The sequence below is a fragment of the Cellulomonas pasadenensis genome (genome assembly GCF_047229365.1).
In the GTDB taxonomy this organism is placed as follows: domain Bacteria; phylum Actinomycetota; class Actinomycetes; order Actinomycetales; family Cellulomonadaceae; genus Cellulomonas.
On sequence record NZ_JBFTEP010000073.1, the window covers coordinates 1 to 19,096 of the forward strand.

Sequence of the window (19,096 nt, forward strand, 5' to 3'; positions counted from 1 at the left end):
CCGGTCGCGAGCGCCGCGCGGCCGGTCACCAGGTACGCCTCGACGGCGGCGGTGAGGTCGCCCGCGCGCTCCAGGCCCGCCGCGGCCCGGCGGACGGCCGGCACGTCGGCGGCCACGACCCGGTCGAGCGCGAGACGCGCCTGGACGTCGACGACGCGCGCGCGGTGTCGCCACGCGGCGCGGTGCTGGGCGCCGCTGCGGCGTGCGACCTCGGTGGCCAGCGCGTGCGCCCGCTCGGGGTCGCCGCTCTCCAGGTGCAGGCGCGCGAGGCGCACCTGGGCCTCGACGGCCATCAGCCACACCCCGGCGCTGGTGAGCTCGTCGACCGCGGACTGCGCCGCCCGGACCGCCTCCGGCAGGAGCCGCAGGTCGGCCATCGCGTCCGCCAGCTCCACGTGGTACTCGCCCAGCGGCACGCCGGCCCGCGCGTAGGTGCGTGCGACCTCCTCGAACTCCGCCATCCCCTCGGTGAGGCGGCCGTCGTGCACCGTGATCCACGCGCGCGTCTGCCGAGCCACGGCGGACGTGACCTGCCCGAGTCCCGCTGCGACGCGCACCGCCTCGGCCGAGGACGCGAGGGCCTCGGCGTAGGCGCCGCGGGCAGCCAGCACCAGCGCGAGGTTGTTCGCGACCCGGACGGCGACGTCGGGCGACCGGTGCGGGTCGGCGGCGATCCGCCGGTAGCGGTCCTCCGCGGCGCGCAGGTGCCCGACGTTGTGGTCGAGCACGGCGAGCTGCAGCTCGAGGTACGCGGCCAGGTCCGGGGGCGCCGCGCCGTCCTGCGCGCGCCCGAGCGCCCGCAGGGCGAGCGACACGTCGTTGCGGGCGGCGGAGACGCGTCCCCGCTCGAGCCGGACGGCGGCCCGCGCCCCGCGCACCTCCGCCTCGACGCCGGCCAGCTCGGCGCGGCGCGCGACGACGACGGCACGGTCCAGCAGACGCTCCGCCTCGACGTGCTCCAGGCGGGCCCGGTGCACCGCGGCCAGCGCGCGCAGCGCGAGCGCGAGCGCCGCCGGGGGCCCGTCGCGCTGCGCCCGTTCCACCGCGGCGCGCACCGCAGGATCGGCCTCCTGCGGGTCGGACGTCGCGAGGTCGACGAGACGACGCGCATGTATCACCCGGGCACCGGCGTCCTCCTGGTCGGTGGACGAGCGCGCGCCGAGGCGGCCGTGCGAGGCCACCGCACCACCCCCCGCCGTCCCGCTCCCCCGAAGGAGACCACTCGATGAGCACGTCCGACGGTACCGGCACCGACGCGCGACGCCCTGCGCCGCACGACGCGGGCCGCGAGCGCGCGAAGGTCCGCCAGCAGGTCACCGAGCTGGTGCGCACCGCCCGTGAGCCCGCCCTGCGGCGCCAGGCCCAGCGGTCGATCACCGCGCGCTACCGGGCGCGCTGCGACCGCACGCTCGAGCTCGTCACCGGCCGTGACGGGCACGACGTGCTGGTCGCCGCCCGCGAGGTCATCGTGACGCGGCAGACGTGGGAGGACACCGGCGCCCGGGCGTACCTGGAGATCCGGGGGCTGCGCCGCGAAGAGCTCGACGCGCCGGGGGTGGACGACCGCATCGTGCTGCTGCGGACGGCGGACGAGGTGAGCGCGTCGGAGCTCGACGACACCGTCGCCGAGCTGCGGCTCCGCGGCTTCCCGGTGTCCCAGAACCAGGTGCTGCCGTGCGGCCCGATCATGAAGAACCTCGGCGGGCCGGCCCTCGCCGAGGCGCTGCCCCGCCCGCGGCACCGTCCCGGCGCCGACGCGCCGCACGTGGCCGTCGTGGACACCGGCATCGACGCCCGCGTGCGCCGGGACGGCTGGCTGGTCGACGTGCCGCGGCACGCCGACGGTCGGGACGCGAACGTCGACCCGCTCGACATCGACCCCGGCGACGGCTACCTGGACCTCTGCGCCGGTCACGGCACGTTCGTCGCCGGCGTGGTCGCGCAGGTCGCGCCGACCGCGCGGCTCACGGTGCACCGGGCGCTGCTCGGCGGCGGCGTGGGCACCGAGATCGACGTCGCCACCGCGATCGTGCGGGCGGCCGAGGAGGGCGCGGACGTCATCAACCTCTCCCTCGGCGCCTCGACGCTGTACGACCAGCCGTCGCTCGCCGTCGAGGCCGCGCTCGACCGGCTCGCGGAGATCGAGGCGGCGGAGGGACGCGAGATCCTCGTCGTCGCGGCGGCCGGCAACGCCGGCGACACCCGACCGGTCTGGCCGGCCGCCTTCGCGCAGGTCGTGGCGGTCGCGGCGCTCACCGCCGAGCACCGCCCGGCGCCGTGGTCGAGCCACGGCTTCTGGGTCGACTGCTCGACCGTCGGCGAGGGCGTGCGGGCGCCCTTCGTCCAGGGCGTCGAGTCCTACGAGTTCACGGCGGAGCCCGACCGGTTCCCCGCCGACTCCTTCGCCCGCTGGAGCGGGACGTCGTTCGCCGCGCCGCAGGTGGCCGGCAAGGTCGCGGCCCTCATGGCCGAGCACCGCATCGGCGCGCGCGCCGCGTACGCCCGGCTGCGCGCCACCGGCACGGCGGTCCCCGACTACGGCCGGGCGCTGCGCATCCTGCCCGGGATGTGACAGGAGGGGACGATGCAGACAATCTGCTGCGATCGCGGGACGATGCGAGACGTGACGCACACGCCCGCACGACCGCGAGACCCCGGCCGCCGGCCACCGGTCCGACGCGCACCCACCGGTGACGCGACGCTCACCGAGCTGGTCGGACGCGCCCTCGCCGGCGACGAGGCCGCGTGGACGGAGATCGTCCACCGGCACACCGCCCTCGTCCTGGCGCGCGTGCGCCAGTTCCGGCTCAGCCCGCCGCAGGCCGAGGACGTCGCCCAGACGGTGTGGCTGAACCTCCTCGAGCACCTGCGCGACCTGCGCGAGCCCGAGGCCCTGCCCGGCTGGATCTCGACCGCGACGCGGCACGAGTGCATCCGGGTGACGACGCTCGCGCGGCGCAGCGTCCCCGTCGACCCCTCGACCGGACGCCTCGACGCGCAGGACGACGCCGACCTCGACGGCGAGCTGGTCCGCAGCGAGCGGCACCGCGCGCTGCGGGCCGCGCTCGAGGAGCTGCCGGAGCACCAGCGGCGCCTGCTCCTGCTGCTCAGCACCGACCCGCCCCCGAGCTACCAGGAGGTGTCCGCGCTGCTGGGCATCCCGATCGGCTCCATCGGGCCGACACGCCAGCGCGGCCTCGCACGGCTGCGCCGGACCGCGGCGATCTCGAGCTACCTCACGGGCCCCGGCGGGCCCGCCCTCGGCGAAGGAGGCCGCGATGTCCTGGCACTCGGATGACCACGACGCCACGGCGGGCGACGGCCGCGTCGCCTGGACCGACGACGAGCGGCTCTCCGCCGCACTGGGCGAGGCCGTCCGCGAGTCGGAGCTCGCGGACCGCGTGACGGCGGCCGGGCGGGCCGCGTTCGAGGCGCACCGGGCCCTCGCCGGGCCCGACGACCTCACGCTCGAGCTCTTCCTGCTCACGCTCGTGCACGACTCGGCGCTCGTCGGCGGGCCCGCCGGCGTGCGCGACCGGTCGGGCAGCACGTCGCGGACCCTCGTCTTCGAGGGGGACGGCGTGGGCGTCGAGGTGGAGCTGCAGGAGGGTCGGTTCGAGGGTCAGCTGGTGCCCGCGCAGCGCGGACGCGTCACCGTCCGCCGCCCGGAGGGCGACGTGGCCGTCGTCGAGACCGACGAGGTGGGCTGGTTCCACGTCGACGCGCGTCCCACCGGCCCGGTGCGGCTCGTGTGCGAGTCCGCCGCCGGGACGTGCGTGACGCAGTGGCTGTCCTGGTGACGCACCACCCTGCGCGCGCAGGGTGACCGCCCCCCGGACGCACGACGGCCGGCACCCGTGAGGGGTGCCGGCCGTCGTGACGGTGCCAGGTCGTGGCGAGGGGACGGGCGTCAGGCCGCGTCGTCCTCCACGGTGAGGTTCCGCGTCTTGTTCTGGTCGAGCAGGATGCCCGGGCCGTTCGTGGTCGAGATCGTCGCCTTGGCGATGTAGCGACCCTTCGACGCGGACGGCTTGAGACGCAGGATCTCCTCGAGCGCCGCGCCGTAGTTCTCCACCAGCTGGACGTCGGAGAACGACGTCTTGCCGATGATGAAGTGCAGGTTCGCGTGGCGGTCCACGCGGAACTCGATCTTGCCGCCCTTGATGTCGGACACGGCCTTGGCCACGTCCATCGTCACGGTGCCGGTCTTCGGGTTCGGCATGAGGCCGCGCGGGCCGAGGACCTTGCCGAGGCGGCCGACCTTGCCCATGAGGTCGGGCGTGGCGACGGCCGAGTCGAAGTCGGTCCACCCGTCCGCGACCTTGGCGATGAGCTCGTCGCCACCGACCTCGTCCGCACCCGCGGCGCGCGCCTGCTCGGCGCGCTCGCCGACGGCGAAGACGATGACGCGGGCGGTCTTGCCCGTGCCGTGCGGCAGGTTGACGGTGCCGCGCACCATCTGGTCCGCCTTGCGCGGGTCGACACCGAGGCGGAACGCGACCTCGACGGTCGCGTCGTACTTGGTGGTCGACGTCGCCTGGGCGAGGCGCACGGCCTCGAGGGGGCTGTAGACCTGGCCGGCCTCGAACTTCTCGAGCGCCGAGCGGTAGGCCTTGCTGTGCTTGGGCATCTGCCTGTTCTCCTTGTCAGCAGTCGTGGTCGTCGGGCCGCACAGGCCCTGCCACTGGGTGCGGGGGCGGGCGGTCGCCCGCCCCCGCGACGAGCGGGTGCTCAGTCCTGGACGGTGATGCCCATGGACCGGGCGGTGCCGGCGATGATCTTCTCGGCGGCGGCGAGGTCGTTCGCGTTGAGGTCCTCGAGCTTGGTGCTCGCGATCTCGCGGACCTGGTCCTTCGTCAGCGACGCGACCTTGGTCGTGTGCGGCGTCGGGGAGCCCTTCGCGACGCCCGCGGCCTTCTTGATGAGCTCGGCGGCCGGCGGCGTCTTCGTGATGAAGGTGAACGAGCGGTCCTCGTACACCGTGATCTCGACGGGGATGACGTTGCCGCGCTGCGCCTCGGTGGCCGCGTTGTACGCCTTGCAGAACTCCATGATGTTGACGCCGTGCTGACCCAGCGCCGGACCGATCGGCGGCGCGGGGGTCGCGGCGCCGGCCTTGATCTGGAGCTTGATCAGGCCGGTGACCTTCTTCTTGGGGGGCATGATGCCTTCCGTTCGTGTCGTGGGCCGACGCCGTGGGCGATGACCCGGTTGCAGGGCCCCGCAGCGCGGGGCCGGTCAGCAGGTCAGATCTTCGAGACCTGGCTGAAGGACAGCTCGACCGGGGTCTCCCGGCCGAAGAGCGAGACGAGCACCTTGAGCTTCTGGCTCTCGACGTTGATCTCGGAGATCGTCGCGGGCAGCGTGTCGAAGGGGCCGCCGTCGGTGACGGTGACCGACTCGCCGACGGTGAAGTCGACCTCGACCGGCTTCGCGGCGGCCTTCGCGGCCTGCTGCGTCGGGGCCTTCGTCTCGAGCGACGGCGCGAGCATCGAGAAGACCTCGTCGAGCGTCAGCGGGACGGGCTGGTGCGTGTGGCCGACGAAGCCGGTGACGCCCGGGGTGTGCCGGACGGCGCCCCACGACTCGTCGGTGAGGTCCATGCGGACGAGGACGTAGCCGGGGATCCGGACGCGCTTGACGACCTTGCGCTGCGCGTTCTTGATCTCGACGACCTCCTCCATGGGGACCTCCACCTGGTGGATGTAGTCCTCCATGTTGAGGGACTGCGTGCGCGACTCGAGGTTCGCCTTCACGCGGTTCTCGTAGCCGGCGTACGAGTGGATGACGAACCAGTCGCCCGGCAGGCTGCGCAGCTTCGCCTTGAACGCGGCGACGGGGTCCTCGTCGGGGTCCGGCGCGTCCTCGGCCTGCTCGTCGTCCTGCGCCTCGGCGTCGTCCGCCTCCGCGGCGTCGTCGACGTCGCCCGCGTCGTCCGCGGTCGCGTCCGTCGCGGCGTCGTCCGCCGTCGCGTCGTCGGCCGTCGCCTCGTCGTCGGCGGTCGCGGCCGTGTCGTCGTCGACCTCGTGCCCCGGACCGGCGTCGACCGCCTCGACGGACGTCAGGGCGTCGGCCAGCTCGGCCTCGGCGCCCGGGGTGGGCTCGTACGAGTCCTGCGACACGTGCAACCTGCTTTCTGGAGGTGGATCGTCCGGCGCGCGGCCGGGCGCGCGGGTGACCCCGCGCCGAGAGGGTGGTGCGGCCGGCTCGTGCCGGCCCGGTTCACCCGAAGACGAGGAAGGCGAGCTGACCGACGCCCAGGTCGACCAGCGTCACGAAGAGCATCACGACGGCGACGAAGACGAGCACGACGGTCGTGTAGGTGCCCAGCTCCTGCCGGGTCGGCCGGACGACCTTCTTCAGCTCGGCGACGACCTGGCGCACGAAGAGCGCGATGCGGGCGAACAGGCCTCGGCGCTTCTCCTCGCGACGCGGCGCGTCGCCCCGGCGCGGTGCCGAGCCCTCGGCGTCGGACGCCGCAGCGGCAGCGGTATCGCTCACGTCTGGCCCCTTGTCTCGTGACCGTCGGATGACGGTGTCCCGTGACGGCTCGGGTGCTGAGCACCCGGGTCGTGGACGCACGAGCGGGCCGACGCGACGCGCCGGACCGACCGGCGGTCCTGCTCGCGACCCGGACCGGACCTCGAGAAGCTCGACGGCCCGGACCGGTCCGCGTGCGCAGGGCAGACAGGACTCGAACCTGCAACCTGCGGTTTTGGAGACCGCTGCGCTACCAATTGCGCCACTGCCCTACGGCGGCCTGGCCTGCCACGACGCACCGTCGCCCTCTCGTGGGCGTGGCTCATCATGGCGGACGTCAACCGCCGGGGCTCCACTGTACGCGACGCACGGCGCTGGGTCGAACCGCCCCCGGCGCACGGGACGGCGCACGGGCCGGCGCACGAGACGGCACACCGCACGGCACGCGGCACGGCTCGCGGAATGGACCGGCCCCGCGCGGCCGCCTCTGCCAGGATGGCCGCGTGAGCGAGCAGAGCACACCGACGACGACGTCCGCCCGTGCACGCGTCTCCGCGCGCGTCGCCGCCATCGCCGAGTCGGCCACGCTGGCCGTCGACGCCCGCGCGAAGGCCCTGAAGGCCGCGGGCCGCCCGGTCATCGGGTTCGGCGCCGGCGAGCCCGACTTCCCGACGCCGGGGTACGTGGTCGACGCCGCGGTCGCCGCGGCGCAGGACCCGGTCAACCACCGCTACTCCCCCGCCGCCGGTCTGCCGGCGCTGCGGGAGGCGATCGCGGCGAAGACCGAGCGGGACTCCGGGTACGCGGTCCGGCCCGCGGACGTCCTGGTGACGAACGGCGGCAAGCAGGCCGTCTTCCAGGCGTTCGCCGCGGTGCTCGACCCGGGTGACGAGGTCCTGCTGCCGGCGCCGTACTGGACGACGTACCCGGAGGCGATCCGCCTCGCCGGCGCCGAGCCGGTCGAGGTGTTCGCGGGCGTCGAGCAGGGCTACCTCGTGACGGTGGAGCAGCTCGAGGCGGCCCGGACCCCGCGCACGAAGGCCCTGCTGTTCAACTCGCCCTCCAACCCGACCGGCGCCGTCTACTCGCCCGAGCAGACGGAGGAGATCGGCCGCTGGGCGCTCGAGCACGGCATCTGGGTCCTCACGGACGAGATCTACGAGCACCTGACGTACGACGGCGCCGCGTTCACGCCCGTCGTGCGCGTCGTCCCCGAGCTCGCGGACACCACGATCGTGCTCAACGGCGTCGCGAAGACCTACGCCATGACGGGCTGGCGCGTGGGCTGGATGATCGGGCCGTCCGACGTCGTCAAGGCCGCCACGAACCTCCAGTCGCACCTGACCTCGAACGTCGCCAACGTGTCGCAGCGGGCGGCGGTGGCCGCGCTGACGGGCGACCTGTCGGCCGTCGCGGAGATGCGCTCGGCGTTCGACCGCCGGCGCCGCACCATGGTCGAGATGCTGTCCGCGATCGACGGCGTGCGCTGCCCGGCGCCGCAGGGCGCGTTCTACGCGTACCCGTCGGTCGAGGGCGTCCTCGGCCGGACCATCCGCGGGCGCACGCCCACCACCTCGGCCGAGCTCGCCGAGCTCATCCTCGACGAGGCGGAGGTCGCCGTCGTGCCGGGCGAGGCGTTCGGCCCCAGCGGCTACCTGCGCCTGTCGTACGCGCTCGGCGACGACGACCTCGTCGAGGGCGTCGGCCGCATCCAGGCGCTGCTCGGCGAGGCCCGCTGAGCGGGCCGACCACGTCCGCACGGGGCGTCGACCGCACGGCGGTCGGCGCCCCGTCGTCGTCCCCGGGATGACGCCGCCGTCCACCGGTCGGTGGACGGCGGTGACGGCCGGGCGGTCGTCCCGCGGGCGGTGCCCGCCGCCGGAGGCTGGGCGCATGACGACGACGACGGGCGGGCCGGCCGTGGAGGTCCGGGACCTGCGCAAGCGGTACGGCGACAAGTTCGCCGTGGACGGGCTCGACCTGCGGGTCGAGCCGGGCGAGATCGTGGCGGTGCTCGGCCCCAACGGCGCCGGCAAGACGACGACCGTCGAGGTCCTCGAGGGGTTCCGCCGGGCGGACTCCGGGCACGTGCGTGTGCTCGGCGAGGACCCCGCGACCGCCGGACGCACGTGGCGCTCGCGGCTGGGCGTGGTGCTGCAGTCCACGGACGACCTCGCCGAGGCGACGGTGCGCGAGCTCGTGCACCACTTCGCGACGTTCTACCCGGCTCCCCGCGATCCTGAGGAGGTCATCGACGCCGTCGGGCTGCGGGAGAAGGCCGGGGTGCGCGTACGCGGGCTGTCCGGCGGGCAGCGGCGCCGGCTCGACGTCGCGCTGGGCGTCGTCGGGGACCCCGAGCTGCTGTTCCTCGACGAGCCGACGACCGGGTTCGACCCGGAGGCCCGCCTCGGGCTCTGGGGGCTCGTGGAGCGGCTGCGGGAGCACGGCACGACGATCCTGCTGACGACGCACTACCTCGACGAGGCGGAGCGGCTCGCGGACCGCCTCGTCGTCGTCGCGAGCGGCCGGGTGGTCGCCGAGGGGACGCCGGCGGACCTCGGCGGACGCGCTGCGCGACGGGCCCGGGTCCGGTGGCGCGCCGACGGCACGGACCACGAGGAGGTCACCGACACGCCGACGGCCGTCGTCGCACGGCTGGCCGCGCGGTTCGGCGAGGTCCCGGGCCTGCAGGTGCTGCGGCCGACCCTCGAGGACGTCTACCTCGACCTCATCGGGACGGCGCGCACCGCCGCGTCCGACGCCGTCCCCGCCGACCTGCTGGAGGTGGCCCGATGACCGCGACCGCACCCGCCCGCGAGCGCGGCGACGCGCGCCGCCCGGGGCCGACCCGCCGGCCGGCGCCCCGTCAGCCCGGCCTGCTCCGCGTGGGGCTGGCGCGGACCGTGTTCGAGGTCCGCGGGTTCGCCCGCGAGCGCGACGCCGTGGTGTTCGTGTTCCTCTACCCGGTGATCCTGCTGGCGATCTTCGCGACCGTGTTCGGCCAGGACGAGGAGGTGCTCGCGGGGTCGGGCGTGCTGTTCCCGCAGTACTTCCTGCCGGGCATGGTCGCGACGGGCGTCATGCTGTCGAGCTTCCAGGCGCTCGCGGTGGCCGTGGCCGTCGAGCGGGACGACGGCACGCTCAAGCGCCTGCGCGCGACGCCGCTGCCGGCGACCGGCTACTTCCTCGGCAAGACCGGTCAGGTGCTGGTCACGTCCGGGCTCCAGACGGCCGTGCTGCTCGCCGTGGCGGCCCTCGTGTTCGACGTCCCGCTGCCCGACGACGCCGGCCGGTGGTGGACGTTCGCCTGGGTCGCCCTGCTGGGCACGGCGACGGGGGCCGTCTGCGGGGTGGCGTTCTCGTCCCTGCCGCGGTCCGGGCGGAGCGTGACCGCCGTGGTGACGCCCGTCGTCCTCGTCCTGCAGTTCATCTCGGGCGTGTTCTTCCGGTTCGACGAGCTGCCCTCGTGGATGCAGCAGGTCGCCGCGGTGTTCCCCCTCAAGTGGCTGGCGCAGGGCATGCGCTCGGTGTTCCTGCCCGACGGCGCGACGGCGCTCGAGCCGTCCGGCTCGTGGCAGCACGGGGCGACCGCGCTGGTGCTGACCGCGTGGCTGGTCGCCGGGCTCGTCGTGGGCGTCCGCACGTTCCGCTGGCGCCGGCGGGACGACGGCTGACGTGCGCACCGTCGCAGGACGACCGGCCGCCGGAGCTCCCGGCGGCCGGTCCGCGCGTGAGAGGGTCCCGGCATGAGAGAGCGGGCACCGGCGGGCACGTCGCCGACGGCCGCCACGGACGACGACCGGGCGGCCCCCGCCGTCGACCGGGCGGTCGACCACGGGGTGGACCGGCACGGGTTCTGGGTCCGCACGCTGCGCCTGTGGGACGGCTTCTTCGTCGCGATGCTCGCGGTGTACACCGTCGCGGTCGCCGTCGGTCCGCCCACCGGGCCGCGCCAGGTCGTCGCGCTCGCACTCGTCGGCGTGCTGGCGGTCGCCTACGTCACGCTGGGCCGCGCGGGCGCCGTCCGCGGTGACCCGCGGCTCACCGACGCCTACCTCGTGGCGCTCGTCGTCCTCGTCGTGGCGCAGGTCGCGCTCGGCGGCATCGGCACGGTGCTGCTCTTCCTCGCCTACTCGCACGTGTGGTTCTTCAGCCGTCGCCGGGTGACGGGCGTCGTCTGGAGCGTCGTGCTCACCGGCGGCATCACCGTGGCCGCGGCGGCACGCGTGCGCGCCGACGGCGCGGAGGTCGTCGAGATCGCCGCCGACTTCGGCGTCGCGCTGGCGTTCGCGATCGTCCTCGGGCTGTGGATCACGCACGTGGCCGAGCAGAGCGAGGAGCGCGCGTCCCTGCTCGAGGAGCTGCGCGCGGCGCAGGACGAGCTGGCGTCGACGCACCACGCCGCGGGCGTGCTGGCGGAGCGGGCGCGGCTCGCGGGCGAGATCCACGACACCCTCGCGCAGGGCTTCACGTCGGTGGTGATGCTCGCGCAGGCGGCCGACGCCGAGCTCGAGCGGGGACGCGTCGCGCAGGCACGCACGCGTCTGGGGCACATCGAGGACGTGGCGCGCGACAACCTCGCGGAGGCCCGTGCGCTCGTCGCCGCGTTCGCCCCGCCGGGGCTGGAGGACGGCGGCCTCGGTGCGGCGCTCGTCCGGCTCGCCGACCGGTTCACCGCGGAGACGGGCGTGCGGGTCCGGGTGGACGACGCCACCGACGGTGTGGTCGGGCGGGAGCAGGAGGTCGTGCTCCTGCGCGCCGCGCAGGAGTCGCTCGCGAACGTGCGTCGCCACGCCCGCGCGTCGACCGTCACGCTGCGGCTCGCGCGGACCGGTGACGACGTCGTCCTCGAGGTCGCCGACGACGGCCGGGGGCTCGCCGCCGGCACGCCCGAGGGCACCGGGCTGCGCGGGATGCGGGCGCGCGCCGACGCCGCGGGCGGCACGCTCGACGTGTCCGGCGCCCCGGGCGGCGGCACGCGCGTGCGGCTCCGCGTGCCGTCCCCCGCCACCGACGCGGCGGCGTCACCGCTCCGCCCCGACCCGCCCCCCGACCAGGCCGCCACCCGGCCCGCCGACCAGCCCGCCGACCCGTCGCAGGAGCAGCCGTGAGCACCGTCCGCGTCCTCGTCGCCGACGACCACCCCGTCGTGCGGTCCGGCCTGTCCGGGCTGCTCGCGCTGGAGCCCGACGTGGAGGTCGTCGGCGAGGCCGGCGACGGCGAGGAGGCCGTGGCGCTCGCGACGTCGCTGCGCCCCGACCTCGTCCTCATGGACCTGCGCATGCCGGGGACCGACGGCGCCGACGCCACCGCCCGCATCGTCGCCGCGCTGCCGGGCGTGCGCGTGCTCGTGCTCACCACGTACGAGACGGACACGGACATCCTGCGGGCCGTCGAGGCCGGCGCGACCGGGTACCTGCTCAAGGACACGCCGCGCGAGCAGCTCGTCGCGGGCGTCCGCGCGGCGGCGCGCGGCGAGTCCGCCCTGTCGCCGTCGGTCGCGCGCCGGCTCGTGCAGCAGGTGCGCGGGGACACGGGCGAGCGCCTGACGCCCCGCGAGCGCGAGGTCCTCGCCGGCGTGGCGCGCGGGCTGTCGAACGCGGCGATCGGCCGGGACCTGTTCATCACCGAGGCGACCGTGAAGACGCACCTGCTGCGGGCGTTCGCCAAGCTGGGCGTCGACGACCGGACGCGCGCGGTGACCGTCGCGATCGAGCGCGGGATCCTGCCCGGCGCGTGACGGCCGGACCGGCGTGGCCCGGCCGGGTGACGCGGCGGGCGCGGACGGGCGGGACGAACCCGGACGACCTTCACCCTCTGTCGGACACCCGACCATACTGGGCACCATGGCGAGCACGGCGGGTCACGGCCACGGCGCGGCCGCCGACCCCCCGGAGACGCGTCCCCCGGGCGGCGGCGCGACCGTCCGCGTGCGCCTCATGGCGGCCGTCGTCGCGCTCACCGCCACCGCGCTGACCGTCGCCGGCGCGACCGGCCTCGCGCTGCAGCTGCGTGACACCGACGCCCGCATCGACGACTCGCTCGCGCGCGCGGTCACGGCGGTCCGCACGCTCGAGGCCGAGGGGCAGCCCGACCCGGCGGCGCCGGACGACCCGGACGCGCGCGTGCCGTGGACGTCGCTCGACACGCTGCTCCGCAAGGCGGTGGAGACGCGCGTGCCGGGTGAGGACGAGGGCGTCGTCGCGCTGCAGGACGGCGTGCTGAGCTGGCGGCCCGCCGACGAGACCGGCGCCGTCCGCCTGGACACGGACCGCGAGCTGATGGCCTGGCTCGGCGACGTGGTGCGCGACGACGCCGCGTCCGCGCCGGTGACCGTGGCGACCGCGGTGACCGAGTACCGCCTCGTCGCCGTCCCCGTCGACGTCGCGGCGGAGCCGGGCACGCACGGCACGGTCGTCGTCGCGTTCGACCGCTCCGCGCTGACGGCCGGCGTGCGGCGCATCTTCCTCACGTACTCCGCCGTCGGACTGTTCGCGCTGGCCGTGGTCTCGGCGGTCGCGTGGTTCGTCGTCGGGCGCATGCTGCGGCCGGTGCGGATGCTGCGCGACACCGTCCGCCGCGTCACCGAGTCCGACCTGTCGGAGCGCATCGCGGTGCTCGGCAAGGACGACCTGGCGGACCTCGCCGGCTCGGTCAACGCCATGCTCGACCGGCTGGAGCGCGCGTTCGGCTCGCAGCGCGAGCTGCTCGACGACGTGGGGCACGAGCTGCGCACCCCGCTCACGATCGTGCGCGGGCACCTCGAGCTCCTCGACCCGTCCGACGCCGCGGACGTCCGTGCGACGCAGGCGCTGGCGCTCGACGAGCTCGACCGCATGCAGCGGCTCGTCGACGACCTCGTGACCCTCGCGACCGCGGACCGCCCGGACTTCGTGCGGCCCGCGCCCGTGGACGTCGGCCGGCTCACGGACGACGTGCTGGAGAAGGCGCGCGGCCTCGGCGAGCAGCGGTTCGTCGTGGTCTCGCGCGCCGACGTGACGGCGCGGGTCGACGCGCAGCGCATCACCCAGGCCTGGCTGCAGCTGCTCGCCAACGCGGTACGGTTCTCCGCCGCCGGGTCGGCGGTCCGCCTCGGCAGCGAGGTGGCCGGCGGGCGGCTGCTGCTGTGGGTGCGCGACGAGGGCCCCGGGGTGCCGCCCGAGGAGGAGGAGCGCATCTTCGAGCGGTTCCACCGCGGGCAGGCCGACCGCGTGCAGCACGGCGCGGGGCTCGGCCTGCCGATCGTCGCGGCGATCGCCGCCGCCCACGGGGGCCGGGTGTTCCTCGAGCACCCGCCGCCCGGGGCGGGCCCCGGTGTCGTGTTCGTCCTCGACCTGCCTGCCGTCGGCCTCGTCGACGGCGCGTCCGACGTGTCCCTCGAGCTCGCGGAGCCCCACCGATGACCCACATCCTCATCGCCGAGGACGAGGAGCGGATCGCCGCCTTCGTCGCCAAGGGCCTGCGTGCCCACGGGTTCGAGGCGACGACCGTCGCGACGGGCGAGCAGGCGCTCGAGCGCGTCGAGCGCGGCGGCATCGACCTGCTGGTGCTCGACCTGGGGCTCGGCGACATGGACGGCTTCGAGGTGCTGCGGCTGCTGCGCGCCGAGCGGTACGAGCTGCCCGTCGTCGTCCTGACGGCGCGGTCCTCCGTCACGGACACGGTCACGGGCCTGGAGTCGGGCGCCGACGACTACATGGCCAAGCCGTTCCGGTTCGAGGAGCTGCTCGCGCGCGTGCGGCTGCGGCTGCGCGCGCCCTCCCCCGGCGGCCGCGGCAACGTGCTCGTGCACGGGCGGCTGCAGCTGGACCTGCGCACGCGCCGCATGCGCGTCGACGAGGCGGAGGTCGACCTGTCGGCCCGGGAGTTCGCGCTGGCCGAGACGTTCATGCGCAACCCGGGCGACGTGCTGACCCGTGAGCGGCTGCTGTCCGAGGTGTGGGGCTACGACTTCGACCCCGGGTCGAACGTGGTCGACGTGTACGTGCGGTACCTGCGCCGCAAGATCGGCGCCGAGCACTTCGACACGATCCGGGGGGTCGGCTACCGGCTCGTCGACGCGCCCGCGTGACGCGCGACGCCGTGCGGCGGCTGGCACACTGACGCGGATGCGTGACCTCGCCCGGCTGCCGAAGGCGCACCTGCACCTGCACTTCACCGGGTCGCTGCGCGTGCGCACGCTCGCCGAGCTCGCGGAGCGGCACCGGATCCGCCTGCCGCAGGTGCTCCTCGACGCCGACCCGCTGGTGCTCCCCGCCGACGAGCGCGGCTGGTTCCGGTTCCAGCGCCTCTACGACGCGGCGCGCGCGTGCGTGCGCGGCGAGGACGACATGCGGCGCGTGGTCGCGGAGGCCGCCGCCGACGACGCCGCCGAGGGGTCGGGCCGCCTCGAGATCCAGGTCGACCCCACGTCGTACGCGCCGTTCGTCGGCGGGCTGACGCCCGCGCTCGAGATCGTGCTCGACGAGGCCCGGCGCGCGGCCGCCGCGACGGGGGTCGAGATCGGCGTCGTCGTCGCGGCGTCCCGCATGCGGCACCCCCTCGACGCGCGGGCCCTGGCCCGGCTCGCGGCGCGGCACGCCGGCGACGGCCCGGGCGAGGTCGTCGGCTTCGGGCTGTCGAACGACGAGCGCCGCGGCGACACCGCGGAGTTCGCGCCCGCGTTCGCGATCGCGCGGCGCGCCGGCCTCGCGAGCGTCCCGCACGGCGGCGAGCTGCTCGGCCCCGCGCACGTCGAGGACGTCCTCGACCACCTGCGACCCGACCGGCTCGGCCACGGCGTGCGCAGCGGCGAGGACCCGCGCGTGCTGGCGCGGGTCGTCGACGAGGGCGTCGCGCTCGAGGTGTGCCCCGCGTCGAACGTGTCGCTCGGCGTCTACCCGGCGGCGGGGGACGTGCCCCTGCGCACGCTCGTCGACGCGGGTGCGACGGTGGCGCTCGGCGCGGACGACCCGCTGCTGTTCCGCGCCCGCCTGGTCGACCAGTACCGCGTCGCCCGCGAGGTGCACGGCTTCACCGACGCCGAGCTCGCCGACCTGGCGCGGGCGTCGATCCGTGCCAGCAGGGCGTCGGCCGCCGCACGGGCACGGCTGCTCGCCGGGGTGGACGCGTGGCTCGCCGACGACGGCGCTGCCGACCCGGCGGGCGGGCCGGCCGCGGACGGGCAGGGTACGGACGGGCAGCGCACGGACGGGCAACGCGACGCCCCGGGCCCGCACTCCGGAGGCGTCGTCGCGCCGCACGCGCCCATCGGCGCGTGAGCACGTCCCCCGGCCCGCCGGAGCGTCAGAGGGCCGTGCCGACCAGCACCGGCTCGGGCTCCAGCACCACGCCGAACCGGTCGCGCACGCCGTCGCGGAGCTCGCGCGCGAGCGTCACGAGGTCGTCGGCCCCCGCGTCGCCGCGGTTCGTGAGCGCGAGCGCGTGCTTCGACGACAGCGCGGCGGGACCGGGAGCGCCGTACCCGCGTCCGAAGCCGGCGTGCTCGATGAGCCACGCGGCGCTCGTCTTGACCGTCCCGTCGTCGAGGGGCCAGCGCGGGGCGTCCGCGGGCAGGGCCTGCGCGTCGGCGGCGGGCAGGACGGGGTTCGTGAAGAAGGAGCCGGCGCTCCAGGTGTCGTGGTCGGGGGCGTCGAGGACCATGCCCTTGCGCGCCCGCAGCGCCAGCACCGCCGCGCGGACGTCCGCCAGCGGTGCGCGCCCGCCGACCTCGACGCCGAGCGTCCGCGCGAGCTCCGGGTAGGCGACCGGCGCCGACAGCGATCCCGGCCGCAGCTGGAACGTCACGTCGAGCACGACGTACCGCGGCGTGGGCCCCCACGGCGCGCGCGGGTCGTCGGCCGACGGCCGCAGCGACCGCTTGAGCAGCGACGTGCGGTAGCCGAACGCCAGCGTCACCCACGGCAGCGTCCGCACGCGCTCGCGCCCGCGGTCCCACACCCGTACCTGCGAGATCGTCTGCGCGACCTCCTGCCCGTACGCGCCGACGTTCTGCACGGGCGTCGCACCGGTCGACCCGGGGATCCCCGAGAGCGCCTCGACGCCCACGAGCTCGTGCTCGACGGCGTACGCGACGACGTCGTCCCACACCGTGCCGGCGGGCACCGTCAGGGTCACCCCCGCGCACGCCGACGCGTCCGGCACCTCGACGCCGCCGCGGACGTCGCGCACGACGACACCGGGGAACCCCGCGTCGGCGACGAGCACGTTCGAGCCGCCGCCCAGCACGAGCAGCGGGTCGCCCGCCGCGTCGGCCTCCCGGACCGCCGTGACCAGCTCCTGCTCGGTGCGGGTCTCGACGTAGCGGCCCGCCGGCCCGCCGACGCGCAGCGTCGTCAGGTCCGCGAGCGCGGGCGTGCCGGCGTGCGACGGGACGGGGGCGTCCGCGGGCTCCGGTGCGGGACCGGGCAGGGCGCAGGTGTCGAGCTCCACCCCGTCAGGCTACGTCGCGCGGCGCGCCCTGCGGGGCGGCGGGGGCCGGCTCGGGACCGGGCTCCCCCGCGGTGGCGGTCGTGGCCTGCCCCAGGGGCCGCGCGGCGCTGGTGACGAGCAGCCCGAGGACGACGGGCACGAGGATCGCCAGCAGCGCCTGCCGGTAGCCGACGTGCTCGGCGAGCAGCCCGAGCAGCGGCGGCCCGGCGAGGAACGCGGAGTACCCGATGGTCGACACCACGGCGACGCGCTGGGCGGCCCGCCGGGGGTCGTCCGACGCCGCGCTCATGCCGACGGGGAAGCCGAGGGCCGCGCCGGCGCCCCAGGCGACGACGCCGAGCAGCGCGACCCACAGGGAACCGGCGAGCCCGAACACCAGGAGGCCGACGAAGGCGAGGGCCGCGCACAGGCGCAGCACCGCGACGCGGCCGTAGCGGTCGAGCAGGCGCGTGCCGAGCAGGCGCATCGCGGTCATGGCCGTCACGAACAGCCCGAACCCGAGCGCGCCGACGGCGTGGCCGGTGTCGAACCCGTCGACGACGGCGAGGCTCACCCAGTCGTTCGCCGCACCCTCGGTCAGCGCCGCGGCGAGCACCACGAGACCGACGAGCAGCGTGCGCGGCTCGAGCCACGCGCCGACCGCGGCGCGGGCACCCGTGGGCGCCGGCGCGGACGTCGCCGGGTCGGCGACGGCGCCCGCGGCGGGCTCGGTGCCGGTCGCACCGTGCACCCCGCCCGCCGGCTCCGCCAGGAAGGCGCGCACCGCGACGGCGAGCACGACGCCCGACAGCGCCACCGCGACGGGCAGGTGCACCTCGACCGGCACGTGCAGCCCGGCGACGAGCGCGGCGGCGCCGGCGGCGGCCATCGTGCCCACCGAGAAGCCGGCGTGGTACCGCGGCATCACGGTCCGCCCCAGGCGCTGCTCGACGACGGCGCCCTCGAGGTTCATCGACGCGTCCCACACGCCCGTGCCGACCCCGGCCAGCACGAGGCCCACGCCGACCACGACGACCTCGCCGGTGGCGACGCCGACGCAGCCGACCGCGTACCCGAGCCCGTTGAGCAGCCCGAACCCGAGGACCGTGCGCCGCGCGCCCAGCCGCTCGACGACGATCCCCGACAGCGGCAGCGCCAGCAGCGACCCGAACGAGCCGACGAGCAGCAGCAGGCCCATCCGGTCCGGCGTGAGCCCGAGGGCGTCGCGGACGGCCGGCAGGCGCGACGCCCAGCTGGCGAAGTTCCACCCCGCGAGCAGGAAGACGACGAAGACGGCGGTCGACGCGAGGCGGACCTCGCGCGGTGCCGCGGGCCGCGGGGTGCGGGTGGTGTCGCGCGTGCTCATCGGGCTCCTCCTCGTGGTGCCGTCGGCGCGGGCGTGCGGCGGGGCCGCGGGACCGATCCCCGGCCCGGTCCGCGCGGCGGGCGCCGCGTGCCGGGCGGGTGCGCCGCGTCGCCGCCGGCGCCCGAGGCGTCCGCACCGACGACGTCCGCCGGGGTGACGTCCGCCGGGGTGACGTCCGCCGGGGTGCCGCCGGCCGTGCCGCCACCCACGGTCCCACGACCGGCGTCCCGCGCGACGGACGGCGCGACGACGACGCTGGCGATCATCGCCGCCGTGATGAGCACGAGCGCGTGCCGGGCGCCGACGGCCTCGGCGGCCAGGCCGAGCACGGGCGGGGCGACGAGCGACGCGACGGACGCGAACGCGGAGACGACCGCGACGCGGCCGGCGGCGCGCAGCGGGTCGTCGGACGCGGCGGCGATGCCGATGGGCACGGCGAGGGCCGCGCCCAGGCCCCACAGCGCCACGCCGGCCCCCGCGAGCGGCAGCGTCGGCGCGAAGCCGAACACGAGCAGGCCGACGACCGACGCGGCGCCGGACGCGCGCAGCACCGCGACGCGGCCGTACCGGTCGAGCAGCCGAGTCCCGAGCAGCCGCACCGCGGTCATGCTGGCGACGAAGACGCCCAGCACGACGCCCCCGACGGCCTCCGTGCTGCCGAACCCGTCGACCACCGCGAGGGACAGCCAGTTGTTGGCCGCGCCCTCGGAGAAGGCGGCGGCGAGCACGACCACGCCGACGAGCAGCGTGCGGGGCTCGCGCCACGCGTCGAGCGCGGACGCGATGCGGGCCGCACCGCGCCGCACCCGGACCGGCACGCGCGGCAGCGTGCGCGCGGCC

Annotated in this window: 19 protein-coding genes and 1 tRNA gene; 11 read left to right on the plus strand and 9 right to left on the minus strand. The window is 76.2% G+C overall.

From position 1 onward, the window contains the following. The coding region (locus tag AB6N23_RS11385) for a hypothetical protein (protein ID WP_412866179.1) at positions 1-1,181 on the minus strand (1,181 nt) is incomplete at its 3' end. A 44-nt stretch (positions 1,182-1,225) separates the two neighbouring features. On the opposite strand from AB6N23_RS11385, the gene AB6N23_RS11390 reads away from it, so the two are divergent. Genes AB6N23_RS11390 through AB6N23_RS11400 form a run of 3 tightly spaced genes read left to right on the plus strand, consistent with a single transcriptional unit; the run spans position 1,226 to position 3,800 of the window. Beyond that, positions 1,226-2,572 (plus strand): S8 family peptidase, encoded by a 1,347-nt coding sequence (locus AB6N23_RS11390; RefSeq protein ID WP_412866180.1) that lies wholly within the window; start codon positions 1,226-1,228, stop codon positions 2,570-2,572. A 51-nt stretch (positions 2,573-2,623) separates the two neighbouring features. Next, positions 2,624-3,298 carry an RNA polymerase sigma factor gene (locus tag AB6N23_RS11395; RefSeq protein WP_412866181.1) on the plus strand — a complete coding sequence of 225 codons (675 nt, stop codon included), beginning with the start codon at positions 2,624-2,626 and terminating at the stop codon, positions 3,296-3,298. Continuing rightward, a complete protein-coding gene (locus tag AB6N23_RS11400; RefSeq protein WP_412866182.1) occupies positions 3,279-3,800 on the plus strand; it encodes a hypothetical protein in 522 nt (173 codons plus the stop codon). Before AB6N23_RS11395 ends, AB6N23_RS11400 begins: the two co-directional genes overlap by 20 nt. A gap of 110 nt (positions 3,801-3,910) precedes the next feature. On the opposite strand, the gene rplA is transcribed toward AB6N23_RS11400, so the two are convergent. The 5 genes from rplA to AB6N23_RS11425 all read right to left on the minus strand — a co-directional run bounded on the left by rplA (position 3,911) and on the right by AB6N23_RS11425 (position 6,752). Then, positions 3,911-4,630, minus strand: a complete 720-nt coding sequence (rplA, locus tag AB6N23_RS11405) for a 50S ribosomal protein L1 (RefSeq protein WP_378204802.1) — start codon at positions 4,628-4,630, stop codon at positions 3,911-3,913. Positions 4,631-4,731: 101 nt separating this feature from the next. Further along, on the minus strand, positions 4,732-5,163 hold the full coding sequence (gene rplK, locus AB6N23_RS11410) for a 50S ribosomal protein L11 (protein ID WP_378204799.1): 432 nt from the start codon (positions 5,161-5,163) through the stop codon (positions 4,732-4,734). 83 nt (positions 5,164-5,246) lie between these two features. Continuing rightward, entirely contained in the window at positions 5,247-6,122 is an 876-nt protein-coding gene (gene nusG, locus AB6N23_RS11415) for a transcription termination/antitermination protein NusG (protein ID WP_412866183.1), read from the minus strand. A gap of 100 nt (positions 6,123-6,222) precedes the next feature. Next, positions 6,223-6,501, minus strand: coding sequence for a preprotein translocase subunit SecE (secE, locus tag AB6N23_RS11420; RefSeq protein ID WP_378204793.1), 279 nt, complete (start codon positions 6,499-6,501; stop codon positions 6,223-6,225). Between the two features lie 178 nt (positions 6,502-6,679). After that, positions 6,680-6,752, minus strand: a tRNA-Trp gene (locus AB6N23_RS11425). A 231-nt stretch (positions 6,753-6,983) separates the two neighbouring features. On the opposite strand from AB6N23_RS11425, the gene AB6N23_RS11430 reads away from it, so the two are divergent. The 8 genes from AB6N23_RS11430 to AB6N23_RS11465 all read left to right on the plus strand — a co-directional run bounded on the left by AB6N23_RS11430 (position 6,984) and on the right by AB6N23_RS11465 (position 15,740). Then, the gene (locus tag AB6N23_RS11430) at positions 6,984-8,219 is read left to right on the plus strand and encodes a pyridoxal phosphate-dependent aminotransferase (RefSeq protein ID WP_412866184.1); all 1,236 of its coding nucleotides are present in this window, start codon (positions 6,984-6,986) and stop codon (positions 8,217-8,219) included. A gap of 154 nt (positions 8,220-8,373) precedes the next feature. Next, a complete protein-coding gene (locus AB6N23_RS11435) occupies positions 8,374-9,276 on the plus strand; it encodes an ABC transporter ATP-binding protein (protein WP_412866185.1) in 903 nt (300 codons plus the stop codon). Further along, positions 9,273-10,154 carry an ABC transporter permease gene (locus AB6N23_RS11440; protein WP_412866186.1) on the plus strand — a complete coding sequence of 294 codons (882 nt, stop codon included), beginning with the start codon at positions 9,273-9,275 and terminating at the stop codon, positions 10,152-10,154. The genes AB6N23_RS11435 and AB6N23_RS11440 overlap by 4 nt, the downstream gene beginning before the upstream one ends. A 72-nt stretch (positions 10,155-10,226) precedes the next feature. Next, the gene (locus tag AB6N23_RS11445) at positions 10,227-11,591 is read left to right on the plus strand and encodes a sensor histidine kinase (RefSeq protein WP_412866187.1); all 1,365 of its coding nucleotides are present in this window, start codon (positions 10,227-10,229) and stop codon (positions 11,589-11,591) included. Continuing rightward, positions 11,588-12,220: a response regulator gene (locus tag AB6N23_RS11450; RefSeq protein WP_412866188.1), complete on the plus strand. Its 633-nt coding sequence runs from the start codon at positions 11,588-11,590 to the stop codon at positions 12,218-12,220. The genes AB6N23_RS11445 and AB6N23_RS11450 overlap by 4 nt, the downstream gene beginning before the upstream one ends. 106 nt (positions 12,221-12,326) lie before the next feature. Then, on the plus strand, positions 12,327-13,883 hold the full coding sequence (locus AB6N23_RS11455; protein ID WP_412866189.1) for a sensor histidine kinase: 1,557 nt from the start codon (positions 12,327-12,329) through the stop codon (positions 13,881-13,883). Beyond that, entirely contained in the window at positions 13,880-14,551 is a 672-nt protein-coding gene (locus AB6N23_RS11460) for a response regulator transcription factor (protein ID WP_412866190.1), read from the plus strand. The genes AB6N23_RS11455 and AB6N23_RS11460 overlap by 4 nt, the downstream gene beginning before the upstream one ends. 37 nt (positions 14,552-14,588) lie before the next feature. Further along, positions 14,589-15,740, plus strand: coding sequence for an adenosine deaminase (locus tag AB6N23_RS11465; protein WP_412866191.1), 1,152 nt, complete (start codon positions 14,589-14,591; stop codon positions 15,738-15,740). A 25-nt stretch (positions 15,741-15,765) separates the two neighbouring features. Here the strand turns inward: AB6N23_RS11465 and AB6N23_RS11470 are convergent, their stop codons facing one another. The 3 genes from AB6N23_RS11470 to AB6N23_RS11480 all read right to left on the minus strand — a co-directional run. Continuing rightward, positions 15,766-16,911 carry a UDP-N-acetylmuramate dehydrogenase gene (locus AB6N23_RS11470; protein WP_412866192.1) on the minus strand — a complete coding sequence of 382 codons (1,146 nt, stop codon included), beginning with the start codon at positions 16,909-16,911 and terminating at the stop codon, positions 15,766-15,768. A gap of 4 nt (positions 16,912-16,915) precedes the next feature. Then, positions 16,916-18,256: an MFS transporter gene (locus tag AB6N23_RS11475; RefSeq protein ID WP_412866193.1), complete on the minus strand. Its 1,341-nt coding sequence runs from the start codon at positions 18,254-18,256 to the stop codon at positions 16,916-16,918. After that, on the minus strand, positions 18,253-19,096 hold an 844-nt coding region (locus AB6N23_RS11480), incomplete at its 5' end, for an MFS transporter (RefSeq protein WP_412866194.1). The genes AB6N23_RS11475 and AB6N23_RS11480, both read right to left, overlap by 4 nt.

What these genes read in the sequence shown, in the direction of transcription:
- AB6N23_RS11390 (WP_412866180.1), top strand. Translation starts at nt 1,226, where the DNA reads ATGAGCACGTCCGACGGTACCGGCACCGACGCGCGACGCCCTGCGCCG.
- AB6N23_RS11475 (WP_412866193.1), bottom strand. Translation starts at nt 18,256, where the DNA reads ATGAGCACGCGCGACACCACCCGCACCCCGCGGCCCGCGGCACCGCGC.
- AB6N23_RS11445 (WP_412866187.1), top strand. Translation starts at nt 10,227, where the DNA reads ATGAGAGAGCGGGCACCGGCGGGCACGTCGCCGACGGCCGCCACGGAC.
- AB6N23_RS11465 (WP_412866191.1), top strand. Translation starts at nt 14,589, where the DNA reads ATGCGTGACCTCGCCCGGCTGCCGAAGGCGCACCTGCACCTGCACTTC.
- rplA (WP_378204802.1), bottom strand. Translation starts at nt 4,630, where the DNA reads ATGCCCAAGCACAGCAAGGCCTACCGCTCGGCGCTCGAGAAGTTCGAG.
- rplK (WP_378204799.1), bottom strand. Translation starts at nt 5,163, where the DNA reads ATGCCCCCCAAGAAGAAGGTCACCGGCCTGATCAAGCTCCAGATCAAG.
- AB6N23_RS11400 (WP_412866182.1), top strand. Translation starts at nt 3,279, where the DNA reads ATGTCCTGGCACTCGGATGACCACGACGCCACGGCGGGCGACGGCCGC.
- AB6N23_RS11460 (WP_412866190.1), top strand. Translation starts at nt 13,880, where the DNA reads ATGACCCACATCCTCATCGCCGAGGACGAGGAGCGGATCGCCGCCTTC.
- AB6N23_RS11440 (WP_412866186.1), top strand. Translation starts at nt 9,273, where the DNA reads ATGACCGCGACCGCACCCGCCCGCGAGCGCGGCGACGCGCGCCGCCCG.
- AB6N23_RS11435 (WP_412866185.1), top strand. Translation starts at nt 8,374, where the DNA reads ATGACGACGACGACGGGCGGGCCGGCCGTGGAGGTCCGGGACCTGCGC.
- AB6N23_RS11455 (WP_412866189.1), top strand. Translation starts at nt 12,327, where the DNA reads ATGGCGAGCACGGCGGGTCACGGCCACGGCGCGGCCGCCGACCCCCCG.